Source organism: Bradyrhizobium sp. Bra78, from assembly GCF_024519855.1.
GTDB classification, from domain to species: domain Bacteria; phylum Pseudomonadota; class Alphaproteobacteria; order Rhizobiales; family Xanthobacteraceae; genus Bradyrhizobium; species Bradyrhizobium japonicum_G.
In genome coordinates this window covers 96,047-112,281 of the sequence record NZ_JALJRE010000011.1, presented here as the reverse complement: position 1 = coordinate 112,281, position 16,235 = coordinate 96,047, and the positions used below count along the sequence as shown (strand labels likewise).

Genomic DNA, 16,235 nt, shown 5'->3' with positions numbered 1-16,235 from the left:
GGGTCGGTTGACGCAAAACTGGCAACTAAGCAGATGAGGCGCCGCTCAGGCGGCGGCCGCCGTTCCAAGCGCTGGAATGCCCTCGGGCGCCGGTACAGGCGTGCCGCCCATGACGTCCGTGGCTTCGAGATCGTAAAGCTCGCGCGCGACATGGTCGGTCAGCTCGGCCGGCGCGCCGTCGAACACCACGCGGCCCTGCGCCATGCCGATCAGGCGGTCGCAATAGCTGCGCGCCAGGTCGAGCGAATGCAGGTTGCAGAGCACGGTGATGCCGAAGTGCTTGTTGATGCGCAGCAGCGCATCCATGACGATCTTGGTGTTGCGCGGGTCGAGCGAGGCGATCGGCTCGTCGGCGAGGATGATGTCGGGTTGCTGCACCAGCGCGCGGGCGATCGCGACGCGCTGCTGCTGGCCACCGGAAAGCTGGTCGGCGCGCTGGGCGGCGAGCGAGGCGATGTCGAACTGTTCGAGCGCCGACATCGCCAGCGCCTTGTCAGTCTCGGGCCAGGTCTGCGTCAGCGAGCGCCAGGCCGGCATCGTCGCGAGGCGCCCCATCAGGACGTTGGTGAGAACATCGAGCCGCCCGACCAGGTTGAACTGCTGGAAGATCATCGCCGAGCGCGCCCGCCACTGCCGCAACTCCTTGCCGCGCAGCGCGGTGACGTCGAGGCCGTCGAACAGGATGCGGCCCTGCGTCGGCGTCGCGAGGCGATTGATCATGCGCAGCATGGTCGACTTGCCAGCGCCGGAGCGCCCGATCACACCGACGAAGCCGCCGGGGGAAACTTGAAATGAAGCGTCGTCCACCGCGGCTTTCACGCCGAAGCGACACGTCAGACCTTCCACCACCAGCATGCAGGGCTCCAGAGTATGCTGGGACCAACCGCTATCGCTGGTGCTTGACACTTGTGTGACACGCGCGCTGCGGTGCGACGATCATGCACACTTTCCCCTGTCATCACATCGTCATGACGTTGTCATCAAGCCGCTCGAAGAGGTACGCCCGCCCTCGATCTTTCGGATGCCATATGGCCGGTAAGGCGCTCTCGGTCGAACCGACCATCGATTCCACGGCGAAGCTCCATGAGACCAGGCTCGGCACCTATACCGAAGTCGGCGCACGCACGATCCTCAATGAAGTCACGATGGGCGACTATTCCTATGTCGTAAACGACGCGCAGATCACCTACGCCACCATCGGAAAATTCTGCTCGATCGCGGCGATGACGCGCATCAACCCCGGCAATCATCCGATGCATCGCGCGACCCAGGCGCATTTCACCTATCGCTCCAGCGCCTACTTCCCCGGCGAGAGTGACGACACCGAGTTCTTCGGCTGGCGGCGGCAGCACCACGTCCATATCGGCCATGACGTCTGGATCGGCCACGGCGCCATCGTGCTGCCGGGCCGCAACATCGGCACCGGCGCGGTGATCGCCGCCGGCGCCATCGTCACCAAGGACGTGCCGGCCTACGCCATCGTCGCCGGCAATCCGGCCCGCATCATGCGGCGTCGATTTTCGGAAGAGGTCGCAGGGCGGCTTGCCAGGCTCTCCTGGTGGGATTGGGATCACGACAAATTGCGTGAAGCACTGCCCGATTTCCGCAAGCTCGGGATTGAAGATTTTCTTTCGACATACGAAGCACGGGCAAGCTCCTCCCGCAGCGGCAAGCGAAGCGCGGTCGCGTGACAGACATCTTTCTCGAAGGCGGCCGCGCCCTGATCGGCTCCGAACTCGTCGAGACTTCGATTCTCGTGTCCGGAACGGACATTGCGCAGGTCGATGCCTCGCGCGACCGTGCACGGCTGGCGCTCGATGCGGGCAACCTGCTGGTGCTGCCGGGCATCGTCGATCTGCACGGCGATGCCTTCGAGCGCCAGATGATGCCGCGCGCCGGCGTCGACTTCCCGATCGACGTGGCGCTCGCCGACAGCGACCGCCAGGCGATCAGCAACGGCATCACCACGGTGTTTCACGCCACGACCTGTTCGTGGGAGCCGGGCCTGCGCAGCGCCGGAAATGCGCGTGGCTTGATGGAGGCGATCGAGCGGCAGCGCCCACAGTTCGCTGCCGACACCCGCTTCCACCTGCGGCACGAGACCTACAATCTCGAGGCCGAAGCCGAGATCAGCCAGTGGCTCGCCGAGGGCCGCGTCGACCTGTTCGCCTTCAACGACCACATGGACGGGGTCGTTGCCGACATCTCCAACCCGCGCAAGCGCAACCGCATGGTGGAGCGCACGGGATTGTCGAGCGAGGATTTCGACACCCTGGTCGCGCACATCGTTTCGCGCGCCGCCGACGTTCCCGCTTCGATCACCCGGCTCGCCGCCGCGGCCCGGGCAGCGGAGGTACGCATGCTCTCGCACGACGATGCGACGCCGGCGATGCGGCAGGAATTTCGCGCCATGGGGGTGGGTATCGCGGAGTTTCCGATCAACGAGGAGACGGCGCGGGAGGCCGCAAGCCACGGCGACGCCATCGTCTACGGGGCGCCGAACGTCGTACGCGGCGGCAGCCACACCGGCTGGACCAAGGCATCCGACATGATCGGCAAGGGCCTCTGCTCGGTGCTGGCGTCGGACTATTACTATCCCGCGCAGCTGCTCGCCGCGTTCCGTCTAGCCGCCGACGGCGTGCTGCCGCTGACGCAAGCCTGGGACCTGGTTTCCGCCGCGCCCGCGCGCGCGACCGGCCTTGCCGATCGCGGTGTGCTCGCGGAAGGACGGCGCGCGGACATTCTGCTGGTCGACGACAGCGTGCTGCTGCGGCCGCGTCTGATCGCGGTGATATCAGGCGGCAAGCTCGTCCATCTTACCGATGCGACGCGGCTGCTCGCAGCAGTGGCAACGCCGCGCGAGGCTGTCGTCGCGGCCTAAATTCGTTATGCTGAGGCAATGACAGGTTTTCCCCGCTACGCGATCTATTTTGCCGCAGACGCCGACAGCGCCCTCTCCCGCTTCGGCGCCGAGCTGCTCGGTTATGACGCCACCACCGGCGACGAGCTGCCTTTTCCCGCCGACGCATCGCATCTCGCGCCGGACTGGCGCGACATCACCGCCGATCCGCGCAAATACGGCTTTCACGGCACGCTGAAGGCGCCGATGGCGCTCGCGCCCGACAAGAGCGAGGCCGATCTCATGGCGGCCTGTGCCGCGTTCGCAGGCAAGGCGCGGCCTATTCCCGTGATCCGCCCGGTCGTCGATTCCATCAGCGGCTTCATCGCCGTCATCCCGGCCGTGCCGGTCGACGCGCTTCAAGAGCTCGCCGCAGACTGCGTTCGCGATTTCGATTCCTTCCGCGTCGCTCTCACCAGTGAGGACCGCGCGCGGCGCAAGCCCGAGAAGCTCAGCGAACGGCAGCGCGACAATCTCGATCGCTGGGGCTACCCTTACGTGATGGAGGAATTCCGCTTCCACATGACGCTGACGGGGCGGCTGGACGCGGAGCGGCGCGGGCCGATTCTGGACATGCTGCGGGCGAGGTTTGCGACGCTCGGTCTCGACACGCTGGCGATCGATCGCATCGCACTGTTCAGGCAGGACGATGCCAAGGCGAGGTTTCGCATCATCGGCGAGTGGGCTTTGACGCGATAGGCGTCAGTGCCAGCTCGCGAGATTGAAGACGAGCGCCACAACGCCAACCAGAACGAGGCTGGTCGCCCAGATGACATCCAGATTGAACCAGCTTCGCGAGACGAACCTTAATCCCAGATGACGATAGACCAGCCACGCCAGACATCCGCCGGCGCTGACCATGGCGGCCACGTGCACCAAAGACACCAGCACCGCCATCCCGAGACTTGCCTTCATCAGCGCGCCGGCAGCCTCATGGCCGGCATCGAGTTCGAAGGCCTGGCACAGCCCGAGATAGATCGGCACGAGCATCAAGGCGGCGCCGTGAGCAATGGCAACGGCAAATGACCAGAGCGCCAATTGCGTTGGCGGAATTCGTGCCAGCGTGCGCGGATGGCGCCGCTCGACCAGCCGATAGACGCCGAAGCCGATGACGAGAAGGCTCGCGCCGAGCTGGATCGAATGCTGCCACTTGGCCAGCACGAGCAGGAACGCGAATGGCAGCAGCACGAGAAGTGTTGCCAGGAGATGTCCGGCCGCCAGAGCCCACAACGCACGAAAGAGCGCGCGCGGGCTCCTGTCCATGAGCCCGGCCGAAACGGCGAGCGGCCAGCCCATTCCCGGATTGACCCCGTGATAGAGGCCGCTCGCAACGAGGGCGAGCCACAGCCAGCCGAGGCTCGCGTGTGCCCAATCTAGGCCGACGGGTAGCAAAAGGAGTCCGTCGAACAATCGCCGCCTTCCAGCCTGATCTGGTGCGCACGATATCCGTCGGGGAAGCTCACGAAGTAGTTCTTGTCGAGCTCGAGGCCGCCATTGCGACCGACATTGGCCATGACCTCCACACCCGGAACGCCGTCGGGATAGAACTGGTCATCCCAGGTGGAATAGAGCGAATTGGTCCAGTACACGCGCCTGCCGTCGCGGCTAATCTCCACCATCTGCGGACCGGCCGCAAATGCCTTGCCGTTCGGATGGGGGGTGCGGCGCGCGATGCCGCCGATGTGAACCGAGCCCGCAAGCTTCGGCTTTCGCGGATCACTCACGTCGTACTGGCGCATTTCACCCGTGCCCCAGCACGAGACATAGAGAAACCGGTCATCCATCGACAGGTCGATATCGGTCACCAGCGGTGGCACGGCACCAAAGCCCTGGAGCAGCGGCGGGAGCTTCTCCTTTGGCGCGGGCTCGGGCGGGATCGTCGCTGTCTTCTCCGCATGGAAACTTCCGCCTTCGCGCCACCAGGTCCAGATCGATGCTTCGAGATTCGTGGTGTCGACCACAACGCCTACGAAGCCGTATTCGCGAACCGGATCGTGCGCCGGCCGTACTTCCAGCGCCATCTGATGATTGGCGCCAAGGTCGATGGTCTGCACGTTGCGACGGGCGCGGAGATCCCAGAAGTGGAGACGATGGCCATACTTGTTCGCCAGCAGGTCTTCCGGGACGATCCCGTTCTCAAACTGCGGCGGCAACGCCCATTCGCTCGTCACCATGTAGTCGCGCGGCAGGTTCCACCAGAAATCATAGTGCAGCGTCTGCAGACCGCGGTCGATCTCCCATCGTCCAAGGATCTCGAACGTCTCGCAATCCATGATGAAGACGCCTGGAGGCCCGTTGGTGCCGTCCTTGCCGCCGCCGCCCAGCGTGCTCACATAGATGCCGTCCGGCCCGCAATGGATGGTATGCGGCCGCGAATAGCCGGTCTTTTTGAAGACTTCTTCGGGCTCGATGATCTTGTGGATTTTGGCTTTGGTCGGATCGGGCTTGGTATCGATGATGTAGATCCGGGACGAGCGTATCCCGGGGATGATGAGATAGCGTCGCTCGATGAAGGCATGTCCGGCGAGCGGCGACAAGGCGGACGAGCAGGCATTCCAGCCAAAGTGATGAAACTCATCGCCCTTGTTGGGCATCGTCACCGTGTGGACGATTTGGCTGTAGGTCTGCGATCCCGGCTTGACGTCGATGACCGCGAGAGCATCGGGTTTTGAGAAGTCCGGACTGAGCAGCAACGTGTAGGCAAAGTTCTCCGCAGGCGCTTCCATCGCCAGCTTGGGCGATGCGTGAAAGGTGGGATCCGGCCTCATCGTCATGGCACTGCCTCCCTGTTTCGTCGGCTTGCTCCAACCTGGCCCGGAATAGCGGCATATTGAGGAGCCGCTAGGCGGCGTCTTGGGAAGCTCCGCGGACCTGGTTGGCGGGCGTATAATACGTCATCGTCGGCCTGCGGGAAACAGCCCGAACCGCGCTGATTCGACGCTTTCAATCACATGGAAGCCGGTGGGAACAGGCCAAGCGCGCACCTTACACTCGGCTTCGCCCGCGCAAAGGCGGTGTTGCCGAGAGACCTAGCGACAACCGAATGGGTGCAACACTACTTCCCCCACCGCAGCGCCAGCGCATCGCGCTCCTTCGCGAGCTCCAGCAACCCTGCCCGCGTCGCCGGGTGCAGCGGCTGGAGCGGATGGCGCACCGCATCCGACTTGATCACGCCGCCCGCCTGCATCATCGCCTTGCAGGCGATCAGGCCGCATTGGCGGTTTTCGTAGTTGATCAGCGGCAGCCAGCGCTCATAGGCGGCTTTCGCCTCCTCGCGCCTGCCCGCGAAATAGGGATCGATGATCTGACGGATGCCGTCGGGATAGCCGCCGCCGGTCATGGCGCCGGTGGCGCCGGCATCGAGATCGGCCAAGAGCGTGATCGCCTCCTCGCCGTCCCAGGGACCCTCGATGTCCTTGCTGCCAGCCTCGATCAGGCTGCGCAGCTTTGCGGCCGCGCCCGGCACCTCGATCTTGAAATAGCGGATGTTGGAGAAGTCGCGCGCGAGCCGGGCAAGCAGCTCGACCGAGAGCGGCGTGCCCGCCACTGGCGCGTCCTGGATCATGATCGGAATGTTGATCGCGCCCGAGAGCACCTTGAAGAATTCGACCACGCCTTTCTCCGGCACGCGGAAGGTCGCGCCGTGATAAGGCGGCATGACCATCACCATCGCGGCACCGGCGGCCTCGGCCTGCTGGCTGCGCGCGGCGCAGACGGCCGAGCTGAAATGGGTGGTGGTGACGATCACGGGAAGCCGGCCTGCGACATGCTCCAGCACCGCATGCATCACGGTCTCGCGCTCGGCATCGGTGAGCACGAACTGCTCGGAGAAATTGGCGAGGATGCAGAGACCGTTTGAGCCGGCATCGATCATGAAATCGATGCAGCGGCGCTGGCCCTCGAGGTCGAGCTCGCCGCGCTCGTCGAAGATGGTGGGCGCGACCGGGAACACGCCGCGATAGGGGCGCTGGGCCTTGTGGTGTGGCGTAACCGGCATCGAACTCTCCATCCCTGATAGGCTATTACGTCAGTTGCTGCGCTCGTGCAGCACGACAGATGTACCCGGCGCGCGGATCGGCGGCAATGCCGATCCGCACGCCGTTGGGATGCAGAGATATCGAATTACGCCGTTTTCACCGCGCCGAGGAAGCCTTCGACCGCGACGCGGAGGCGATCGGAATCGGCCGACATCTTCTTCACGGACTCGAACAGCACCGTGCCGGCGTTGCCGGTCTCCTCGTTGAGCCTGGCGACGCTGCCGATGGTGTCGGTGACCTCGCGGGTTCCCTGCGCGGCCTGCTGGAAGTTGCGCGAGATCTCGGTGGTGGCCGCGCGCTGCTCCTCGACGGCGGCCGCAATCGCCGTCATCTTCTCGTCGATCCCGCCGATGGCGCCGCCGATCGACCGGATGGCAGCGACGGCCTGGCCCGTGGCGCCCTGAATCTCCTCGACCTGGCGCGAGATCTCTTCCGTGGCCGTTGCGGTCTGGGCGGCGAGGTTCTTGACCTCGCCGGCAACCACGGCAAAGCCGCGGCCCGCTTCGCCGGCCCGCGCGGCTTCGATGGTCGCGTTCAGCGCCAGGAGATTGGTCTGACCGGCGATGGCGTTGATCATCTTCACGACCTCACCGATGCGGCTTGCCGTCTGGTCGAGGATCTCGACCGTCGCGTTGGTCTGCTCGGCCTGCGCCACGGCCTCGCGCGCCTCACGCGCGCTGGCCTGCACCTGGGCGGAAATCTCGCCGACGGATGCGGAGAGTTCCTCGGTCGCGGCCGCGATGGTCTCGAGATTGTTCGTGGCCTGCTCGGCGGAGGAGGAGACCGCCGCGGTCTGGCTGCTCGATTCCGAGACCAGCGAGCGCACGTCGGTCGCGGTCGCATCGAGTTCCCTGGCCGACGCAGCGACGCTCTGGATGACGGCCTGCACGGTGTCGTCGAAGCTGCGACACGCTGCATCGACTGTGCCGGAGCGGGCGAGCTGGAGCGCCTGCTGCGATTCGCGTTCCTGGCCCAGCCGTTCCGCGGTCGCCGCACTCTCGCGCAGGCTTTCGAGCGCGGCCGCCATGGTGCCGAACTCGTCGGGATATCTGGATTGCGGAACGGGCGTTGCGTAGTCGCGGGCGCTGATCTTGGCGATGGCGTCGAGGATGGCGCGCACCGGGCGCATGAGGCGATTGCGCACCACGAACACGCCGGCCAGGGTAACGGCCAATGCGAGCAGGAACGCGAGCGACTGCACGACGAGATTGGAGAGCGCCTTGGCCTGAACGGTCTCGGCGCGCGCGATCGACTGATCCAGCGCTTTGTTCGCGACCCCGACGATGAGCGGGAACGGCGACTGGCACAGCGTGTTCCACTCCGAGGCGGGAAGCGCGGGCTTGCCGCTGCCGTCGAAATTCTTGGTGATCTCGCCGATCTGCTTCATGACACCATCGGTCTTGGCCTTGGCGTCCGTCGCTGCGGTGACGAGCTCCGCCGCCACGTCGGGCGCAGCCAGCAATTCGGCCATGCCCGCCCAGCCGGAGGCGATGGTGCCGTCCCATTGCGCCAGCGACCGTTTCTGGTTGTCGTCGAGCGGCTTGCTGCTGTTGACGTTCGAGCGAAGGGACGAACAATGGATTCCATAACGGTCGCGCACCTGCCAGGCAAAGCGCCGGACCTGGATCATGCGGGCGATGAAGGGGTCGTTCATCCAGGCACGGTTCGACACCGCGGTGGAGGCGAGGTTGGCCGTGTCGATCACCTTGGTGACGGCATCGTACCAGGAGTTGGTCCGCTCGATCTTGCGTTCGGCGCGCGGACGCTTGGCTTCGTCGTAGAACAGCTGGAATTGCGGAGCGGCTTCGCCCCAACGCTGCTTCAGCGTGCGGGCGAGCTCGTCACGGCGGGCGAACTCGATCGTTGCGAGCGCAGCGCCAATGGCGTCATAGCCGCCCTGCTCGGCCTTCTCCGCTGCTTCGAGTTTGGTGCGCGGATCGTCGTCGCCGAGGATCGCGCTCTGGGCATCGCCGCGATTGTTTCGCAGCGACAGAACGCCGTGGAAGATCGCCTTGTCGGCGGCGGCGAGCCGCGCGGTTTCGAGACTGTCGCTGTAGCGGCCGAACGCCCCGACCATCTGGAGCGCCGTAGAGATCAGCGCACCGGCGGCGAGCAGGGCCATCAAGGTCAGGAGGAGCGAACTTACCGATTTCTTAAACATTGTCATGAGCCGGGGGCCTACTTTTTCGAGCGCCACCTTGCCCCGGGACATGCCAATGTTTCGTTAAGCTTTTAATCGAATTGCCGTGAATTTCAGCCCTGACAGACCCTCCACGCAGCGCCCGATGTCACGCGAGTTTGGTGAAATCCGGCGGGCGCCGCTCGGCGAAAGCGGTGAAGGCCTCGCGCGCCTCGGCGGTGCGCAGACGCTGTCCGAACTGCTCGCCTTCGGCGTTCATCTGCGCGACGAGCGCCTCGCCGTTGCGCATCAGCTTCTTTGTGGCGATGAGCGCGCCGGCCGGCTGACGGGCTAGGCGCAGCGCCAGCGCGAGCGCCTCGGCGTCGAGCTGGCCCAGCGGCACCACGCGGTTGGCGAGCCCCCATTCCAGCGCGGATCTGGCCGGCACCGTCTCGCCGAGCGCGAACATCTCGTAGGCGCGCGCGTAGCCGATGCGCGCCGGCATCAGCAGGCTGGAAGCGGCCTCCGGCACCAGCGCCAGGCTGACGAAGGGCGTCGACAATTGCGCATTGTCGGCGAGCACGACGAGATCGCAATGCAGGAGCATCGTTGTGCCGACGCCGACGGCGCGGCCTTGCACGGCGGCGACCAGCGGCCGGGTGCAGCGCGCCAGCGACTGGATGAAGCGCACGACGTTGCGGCTACCTTCGGACTTGCCCGCGGCGACGGCGGCGAATTCTCCGACGTCGTTGCCGGCGGTGAACATGTCGCCCTCGCCGCGGATCAGGATCACGCGCGTCGCCGGGTCGGACTCGGCGGACTCGATGGTGTCGGCGAGCTTGCCGTACATCGCATCGGTCAGCGCGTTCTTCTTGTCGGGACGCGCCAGCGTGAGCGTGAGGATTCCACCGTTGTTCTCGATCCGGACCTGGTCAGTCATTCGTTTGCTCCTCTTGGGAATTTATCCTGGATGCTCGTCAGCCAGCGCACGACGATGTCGATCTCCGCGCTGGTAAATCCTTCCGTCAACGCCGCATTGACTTCGGCAGCGCCGGCTTTCGCCTGCGCCAGCGCCGTGCGGCCTTTCGGCGTCAGCCAGATGCGCCAAGCGCGTCCGTCCTCGTGGTCCGCGCGCCGCTCTACCAGTCTGGCGGCCGCCGTGCGATCGACGAGGCCGGAAATCCCGGCCGGCCCCAAATCGAGCGCCGCGCCCGCCTCGCCCATCAGGACGCCGTCCTGCTTGCCGAGGATGAACAAGAGCCCCGCCTGCGCGGGTGTCACATCGGTCTCGGGCTGCGCCGCCATCCAGCGCTGCAAGCGCCGCTGCGCAACGCTCAACAGGTAGATCAGCCGATGATGCTTCGCGCCAGCCTCATTATTTCGCATGCGAAATACATAGCCCAGCCGGATCGGATTGTCAAAAGCGCATTGCTAGGCCCGCGCGGCGCGACAGCCATCCAGGAACAGCGCCGCGCAGCGTCGCACGCGCCGCTCGATCTGCTGGCGCGACGGCAGAGGCATGCTGCCGTAAATCGCAGCGCGCTGCGGCGCCGATGCGACCATGCCGATCAGCATGCCGGCCACCTCCTCCGCATCGTCGATGGCGATACGCTTGCGCTTGACCTGGACGCGCAGCCAGCCGGCCAGCGCCCTGACGGTGCGGGAAATGCCGTTTTTGTAGAAATTCAGGGCAAGCTCGGGGAATGCGGCGGATTCCTGCAGCACCATGCGCTGCAACGCCACGACCTCCGGATCGAGCGCGAGATCGGCGCAGGCGAGCAACGCGGCGCGCAAGCCGGTTTCGATATCGACCTCGTCGTTGGCCTGCAGATCGACGGCGGAGAGCAGCCGCTCGAGCCGGTCGGCGCACATCGCCTCGAACAGCGCGGCCTTGCTGGGAAACAGACGATACAGCGTCCTGGTCGAGATGCCGGCGTGGCGCGCCAGATCCTCGGTGCTGGTCGCCGCATAGCCTTCAACGGCGAACGCGTGCCGCGCGGCCTCGAGGACGATCCGCTTCGTCTCCTCGTCGCAGCGCACCGGCGGCCGTCCGCGCGGGCGGCTTTCGCCCGAAGATCTTGCGCTTTCCGATTTTGCCGGAGCCATGTCTTTAAATGATGCCTGTCATTCCATTGACAATTCCGAAGCTAGTCTCATTTTGGAAATTATCAAGTTTCCTAATTCCGGGGAGCCGGCCATGACCGTCCACACCACCCCCTCTGCTGCCGCCCAAACCGCCATTCCCGCGACCGCGCCGGAAGGCGTCCTGCCCGCCGCGCCGAGTGTCGTCCGCCGGCAAACGCCCAACATTCGCAAACTGTTGCTGATGGGTGCGGCGATCGTCGCGCTGACCGGCGCGAGCTGGTACGGCTACGACTACTGGACCGTCGGTCAGTACCTCGTCTCCACCGATGACGCCTATGTGAAGGCCGACAACACCACCATCGCGCCGAAGGTCAGCGGCTATCTCGACCGTGTCCTGGTCGGCGATAACGAGCATGTGAAAGCCGGCCAGGTGCTGGCCAGAATCGACGACCGCGACTTCCGGGTCGCACTCGACCAGGCCAAGGCCGACGTCGCCGCCGCGAACGCGACGGTGACGAGCAAGGAAGCGCAGCTCGACGTTCAGGAAGCCGTGATCGCAGCGGCGAGAGCGACCATCGATGTCGACAATGCCGCGAAGCTTTTCGCCAGGCAGGAGAACAAGCGCTACACCGATCTTGCCGCAACGGGCTTTGGCAGTGTGCAGAACGCGCAGCAGGCGCAGGCGCGCGATGCCGGCGCCGACGCGGCGATCCAGCGCGATATCGCCAATCTCACCTCCGCACTCAAGCAGGTCGACCTCCTGAAAGCCGAGATCCTGCAGGCCAGGGCCGCGGCCGCCCGCGCAGCCGCGCTCCAGCGTCAGGCCGAGCTCAATCTCGGCTACACCACGATCGTCTCCCCGATCGACGGCGTGGTCGGCAACCGCTCCTTGCGCGTCGGCCAGTTCGTGCAGGCGGGCACGCAGTTGATGGCGATCGTGCCGGCCGAAGGCGCCTACGTCGTCGCCAATTTCAAGGAGACGCAGCTCACGCATGTGCAGCCGGGCCAGAGCGTCGATATCGAAGTCGACACGTTCCCGGGCCAGGTCATGCACGGCCACGTCGATTCGATCGCGCCGGCCAGCGGCCAGGAATTCGCGCTGCTGCCGCCGGACAACGCGACCGGCAATTTCACCAAGGTCGTGCAGCGCATCCCGGTCAGGATCGCGCTCGATGCCGGGCGTGGACCCGCAATTGCGCTCCGTCCCGGCATGTCGGTGATACCGACCATTGCAACACGTTCGGCCGCGCCGACCGCAAATGCGGCAACGACGCCCAAAGCCAAGCTCGTTTCTGGAGGGTCGTGCCATGTCAAACAGCCTCTCAATTTCGACGCAAGCCACACCGGCCGCGACGCCTGATCGCACGGCGAGCGACCCCAACCGCGCGAGCGCCGCGACCTGGATCGCCGTGCTCGCCGCCATGATCGGCTCGTTCATGGCGATCCTGAACATCCAGATCACCAACGCCTCGCTGCTCAACATCGAAGGCGGCATCGGCACCGGCGCCGACAACGGCTCATGGATCTCGACGTCGTATTTGATCGGCGAGATCATCGTGATCCCGCTGACCGATTATATGAGCCGCGTGTTCTCGTTCCGCCGCTACATGCTGGCGAGCGCGACGCTGTTCGCCGCCTTCTCCGTCGCCTGCGCCTTCACCCATGATTTGCCGTCGATGATCGCAATGCGCGGCCTGCAGGGCTTTGCCGGCGGCGTGCTGATCCCGATGGCATTCACGCTGGTGCTGACCAAGCTGCCCAAGCCGCAACAGCCGGTCGGCCTCGCGATCTTCGCGCTGTCAGTCACCTTTGCTCCCGCGATCGGCCCGACCATCGGCGGTTATCTCACCGAGAACTACGGCTGGCGCACCATCTTCTTCGTCAACGTGATCCCGACGGCGGTGATGGTGGCCGCGCTCTATCTGACGCTGGAGCGGCAGAAGATGCAGCTTGGCCTGCTGAAAGAGGGTGACTGGGGCGGCATCTTCACGATGGCGATCGGGCTGTCGGCGCTGCAGGCCGTGCTCGAGGAAGGCAACAAGGACGACTGGTTCTCCTCGCCCTTCATCGTCAAGCTGGCTGTGATCGCAGCCGTGAGCCTCTCGTTGTTCGTCGCGATCGAGCTCACGATCGAGAAGCCGCTGATCCGGCTGCGCCTGCTCACGCAACGCAATTTCGGCTTCGGCACCGTCGCGATGACCATGGTCGGATTCGCGCTGTTCGGCTCGGTCTACATCCTGCCTGCCTATCTCGGCCAGGCGCAGGGCTACAATGCCGAGCAGATCGGCAACGTGCTGGCCTGGACCGGCCTGCCGCAGCTCGTGCTGATTCCGCTGATCCCGAAGCTGATGCAGCGCTTCGACACGCGCTACATCGCCATCACCGGACTTCTGATCTTCGCCTATAGCTGCTTCATGAACACCGCGATGTCGCCGGACTATGCCGGAGACCAGCTCTGGATCCCGAACATCGTGCGCGCCGTGGGGCAGGCCATGGTGCTGACGCCGCTGACCTCGGTGCTGACGGGCGGCATCGCTCCGCAGGATGCGGCCGCGGCCTCCGGCATCAGCAACATGTTCCGCAACCTCGGCGGCGCGATCGGCACGGCGACGCTCGCGACCATCATCACCAAGCGCGAACAATTCCACTCCAACATCATCGGCCAGTCGGTCACGCTCGGCCGCGAGGAGGTCCGCGCCCGCATCGCACAGATGACGAACTACTTCATGGCCCACGGCGTGCCCGACCCCAACGCCGCACGCGAGCAGGCCATCATCGCGCTCGGCAAGACCGTGAAGCGCCAGGCGCTGGTGATGGGCTATTCGGACGCCTTTGCCGTGATCGGAATCGTGCTCGTGATCGCCGCCATCGCGGTCCTGCTGACGCGGCGCGTGAAGGCGGCGGGCGGACCGGCACATTAGGACCTCACCCATCGATTGAAATTTCGCGGCTGCGAGGAACCGCTGCTCAACCGGCTCCTCAACGAAATGGACGGCTTGAAGCAAGACGCTGACATCTTGTTCGTGCTGACCACCAACCGTCCCCAGCAGCTTGAGAGCGCGCTCGCCGGCCGCCCCGGCCGTATCGATCAGGCCATCGAGGTGCCTCTTCCTGACGAGACCGGCCGCAGCAAGCTGGTCCGACTCTACGGCAAAGGGCTGCCGCTCGATGAGGCCGTCGTCGCCGAGGCCGCCCGGCGTAGCGAGGGCACGAGTTGTGCCTTCATCAAGGAGCTGATGCGGCGCTTGGCGCAGGCCAGCCTCGCGCGTGACGGCGGCAACTCCGTCGTTTCCGCCAACATCGACGAGGCGCTCGACGACATGCTGTTCTCCGGCGGACGGCTGAATGCGCAACTGCTCGGTGGCGCGCAGGCGATGGCGGCGGGATGACACCCGCCACCATGGCGGTTCGCTCAGATTCGTCTCACGGCGCGCAGGTGAAACTCGACGCCTCCGTCACCGCACCCGACTTGTAGTGCGGCCAGCCCGGCCAGCGGCATAGCGGCATCGCGCGCAACGTCGCAAACGACGGCGCCTCGACCTTCTGCTCGGCAACCTCCAGGTCGCCGGGCGCCTTGCCCTTCTCGACCCAGTCGACCAGCACGCTCAGCATGTCGACATTGGCCGGTGCGCCGGAGCCGACGTGATCGACACCGGGCGCGGTGTAGAGCCGCGCGAACTCCGCCGTCTCCGCCTTGCCCAGCTTGCGCTCGACGCTCTCGAAATAGCGGATGCCGGCATAGGGGCTCTGCGCGTAGTCCGCCATGTGCTCGAGCATGATCAGCCGGCCGCCACGGGCGCGAAAACGGCTGAGATCGGGATCGGTCGAATCCATCAGGCTCGATACCTCGAGCAGCCGCGCCTTGTGGTCCTCGACCTTGTAGGTGGTGACGTCGAGCTTGGGGTCGCGTGCGAACACGTATTGGATGCCGCCGGCGCCGTAGATCCAGGCGATGCCATTCTTGGGCGCGGGCGGCTGCGCGGGCGGCGCGGTGCCGAGCCACCACGCGATCCAGCCGCCGGTTGGGCCGACGGCCGGCGTGTCCTCACCCGAGACGCCCCAGCCCGGATAGTCGTCGAGACCATTGGCAAGTGCGAACGGGAATTTGTAGGTCGCGTGCAGCTTGTCCACCGCGTCGATCTGCGCATCGGTGAGGCACTGGTCGCCACTCTGACCAGGCGCGCAGCGCAGCGCCTCGACCTTGAACGCGGCCTTGCACGCCACGGGATCCTGCACCAGCGCGTCGTCGGAGCCGTCGGCCTTGTCGCAAGCTGTGCGCACAGCATCGCCCACGAGCTTCACCTGCGCCGGATTGATCCAGCCGTCACCCATCGTCACGAGACCCGAGCGCGTGCCGGCATGCTGCAGGCCGACCCAGTTGATGACAGGCACGCGGGCGAAGATGCCGTCGAAATCGTCAGGGTAGCGCTGCGCCATGGTGAGGCCTTCGCGGCCGCCTTCGGACGAGCCCATGAAGTACATTTTCTCCGGCCTCTTGCCGTAGGCGCGCTGCATCAGCCCGACGGCGGCATCGCGCACCTTCTTGTAGGCGCGATGGGCGAAATTCTCGAACGCTTCGTCGTTGAGCGCGAACAGCTGCGGCGGCTCACCCGGCTTTGACTCATGGCCGGAATCGGTCCCGTAGGTGACGAAGCCGCGCGCGAGCGGCGACGGCTTGTCGAACGGATAGGCCGGCGGCAGCGCAAGGCCGGTGATGAGCACGCCGTTGAAGCCGCCGCCGCCATATTGCAGCGAGCGACCGTTCCATTCGACGGGAAGATTGACCTGAAACCTGATCGGCGGCGCCTTGGGGTCGGTGGGATCGATATGGCCGAGCACCTTGCAGAAGCCGGGATTGGCCGGAATGATGCGCCCCGATGGCGTCGGCCCGCGTTCGGCGACGGCGATCTGCGACGGCGCCAGGAAGGTCGCGGAATCGATCGTCACGGCGTCCGCGCTGCCGGCGAGGCCCTTGCAGACCGTGTCCGCATCCTCGGCGAGCGTCGCCGCCGACGCGGCGCCGGCGCCCAGCGCGGCCGCCGTCCCCACAAGCAACGCACAGACCTTCACACGCATCCGCGCCATCATTTCCCCC

The 16,235-nt window shown here is 65.7% G+C and carries 15 protein-coding genes; 6 read left to right on the top strand and 9 right to left on the bottom strand.

What is annotated here, in order from left to right:
• Window positions 1-45: 45 nt before the first annotated feature.
• Window positions 46-855, bottom strand: a complete 810-nt coding sequence (gene phnC / locus OC450_RS23730) for a phosphonate ABC transporter ATP-binding protein (protein ID WP_211381091.1) — start codon at window positions 853-855, stop codon at window positions 46-48.
• 173 nt (window positions 856-1,028) lie between these two features.
• Here phnC and OC450_RS23725 point away from each other — a divergent pair, with 173 nt between their 5' ends.
• Genes OC450_RS23725 through OC450_RS23715 form a run of 3 tightly spaced genes read left to right on the top strand, consistent with a single transcriptional unit; the run spans window position 1,029 to window position 3,598 of the window.
• Window positions 1,029-1,691 carry a chloramphenicol acetyltransferase gene (locus tag OC450_RS23725; protein ID WP_262048783.1) on the top strand — a complete coding sequence of 221 codons (663 nt, stop codon included), beginning with the start codon at window positions 1,029-1,031 and terminating at the stop codon, window positions 1,689-1,691.
• On the top strand, window positions 1,688-2,881 hold the full coding sequence (locus tag OC450_RS23720) for an alpha-D-ribose 1-methylphosphonate 5-triphosphate diphosphatase (RefSeq protein ID WP_211381089.1): 1,194 nt from the start codon (window positions 1,688-1,690) through the stop codon (window positions 2,879-2,881). Before OC450_RS23725 ends, OC450_RS23720 begins: the two co-directional genes overlap by 4 nt.
• Before the next feature lie 18 nt (window positions 2,882-2,899).
• Window positions 2,900-3,598 (top strand): DUF1045 domain-containing protein, encoded by a 699-nt coding sequence (locus tag OC450_RS23715; protein ID WP_256807347.1) that lies wholly within the window; start codon window positions 2,900-2,902, stop codon window positions 3,596-3,598.
• A 3-nt stretch (window positions 3,599-3,601) separates the two neighbouring features.
• Here OC450_RS23715 and OC450_RS23710 read toward each other — a convergent pair whose 3' ends face one another.
• From OC450_RS23710 to OC450_RS23680, 7 genes are all read right to left on the bottom strand, one after another.
• A complete protein-coding gene (locus tag OC450_RS23710; protein WP_249128846.1) occupies window positions 3,602-4,195 on the bottom strand; it encodes a hypothetical protein in 594 nt (197 codons plus the stop codon).
• Window positions 4,196-4,272: 77 nt separating this feature from the next.
• Complete coding sequence (locus OC450_RS23705; RefSeq protein WP_262048782.1) at window positions 4,273-5,673, bottom strand: selenium-binding family protein; 1,401 nt, start codon at window positions 5,671-5,673, stop codon at window positions 4,273-4,275.
• 281 nt (window positions 5,674-5,954) lie between these two features.
• Window positions 5,955-6,896, bottom strand: coding sequence for a dihydrodipicolinate synthase family protein (locus OC450_RS23700; protein ID WP_262048781.1), 942 nt, complete (start codon window positions 6,894-6,896; stop codon window positions 5,955-5,957).
• Window positions 6,897-7,021: 125 nt separating this feature from the next.
• Window positions 7,022-9,103 (bottom strand): methyl-accepting chemotaxis protein, encoded by a 2,082-nt coding sequence (locus OC450_RS23695; protein WP_262048780.1) that lies wholly within the window; start codon window positions 9,101-9,103, stop codon window positions 7,022-7,024.
• A 121-nt stretch (window positions 9,104-9,224) separates the two neighbouring features.
• Window positions 9,225-9,995: an enoyl-CoA hydratase gene (locus tag OC450_RS23690; RefSeq protein WP_211381083.1), complete on the bottom strand. Its 771-nt coding sequence runs from the start codon at window positions 9,993-9,995 to the stop codon at window positions 9,225-9,227.
• Complete coding sequence (locus OC450_RS23685) at window positions 9,992-10,441, bottom strand: MarR family winged helix-turn-helix transcriptional regulator (protein ID WP_262048779.1); 450 nt, start codon at window positions 10,439-10,441, stop codon at window positions 9,992-9,994. Before OC450_RS23685 ends, OC450_RS23690 begins: the two co-directional genes overlap by 4 nt.
• Window positions 10,442-10,486: 45 nt before the next feature.
• The gene (locus OC450_RS23680) at window positions 10,487-11,095 is read right to left on the bottom strand and encodes a TetR/AcrR family transcriptional regulator (protein WP_315986397.1); all 609 of its coding nucleotides are present in this window, start codon (window positions 11,093-11,095) and stop codon (window positions 10,487-10,489) included.
• 157 nt (window positions 11,096-11,252) lie between these two features.
• On the opposite strand from OC450_RS23680, the gene OC450_RS23675 reads away from it, so the two are divergent.
• From OC450_RS23675 to OC450_RS23665, 3 genes are read left to right on the top strand one after another with little or no spacing between them, the layout of a single operon-like run.
• Window positions 11,253-12,500 (top strand): HlyD family secretion protein, encoded by a 1,248-nt coding sequence (locus tag OC450_RS23675; protein ID WP_211381080.1) that lies wholly within the window; start codon window positions 11,253-11,255, stop codon window positions 12,498-12,500.
• Entirely contained in the window at window positions 12,448-14,061 is a 1,614-nt protein-coding gene (locus OC450_RS23670) for an MDR family MFS transporter (RefSeq protein ID WP_262048777.1), read from the top strand. Before OC450_RS23675 ends, OC450_RS23670 begins: the two co-directional genes overlap by 53 nt.
• Window positions 14,062-14,076: 15 nt before the next feature.
• Window positions 14,077-14,529: an AAA family ATPase gene (locus tag OC450_RS23665; RefSeq protein ID WP_410050523.1), complete on the top strand. Its 453-nt coding sequence runs from the start codon at window positions 14,077-14,079 to the stop codon at window positions 14,527-14,529.
• Between the two features lie 34 nt (window positions 14,530-14,563).
• On the opposite strand, the gene OC450_RS23660 is transcribed toward OC450_RS23665, so the two are convergent.
• On the bottom strand, window positions 14,564-16,225 hold the full coding sequence (locus OC450_RS23660; RefSeq protein ID WP_262048776.1) for a tannase/feruloyl esterase family alpha/beta hydrolase: 1,662 nt from the start codon (window positions 16,223-16,225) through the stop codon (window positions 14,564-14,566).
• Window positions 16,226-16,235 lie beyond the last annotated feature (10 nt).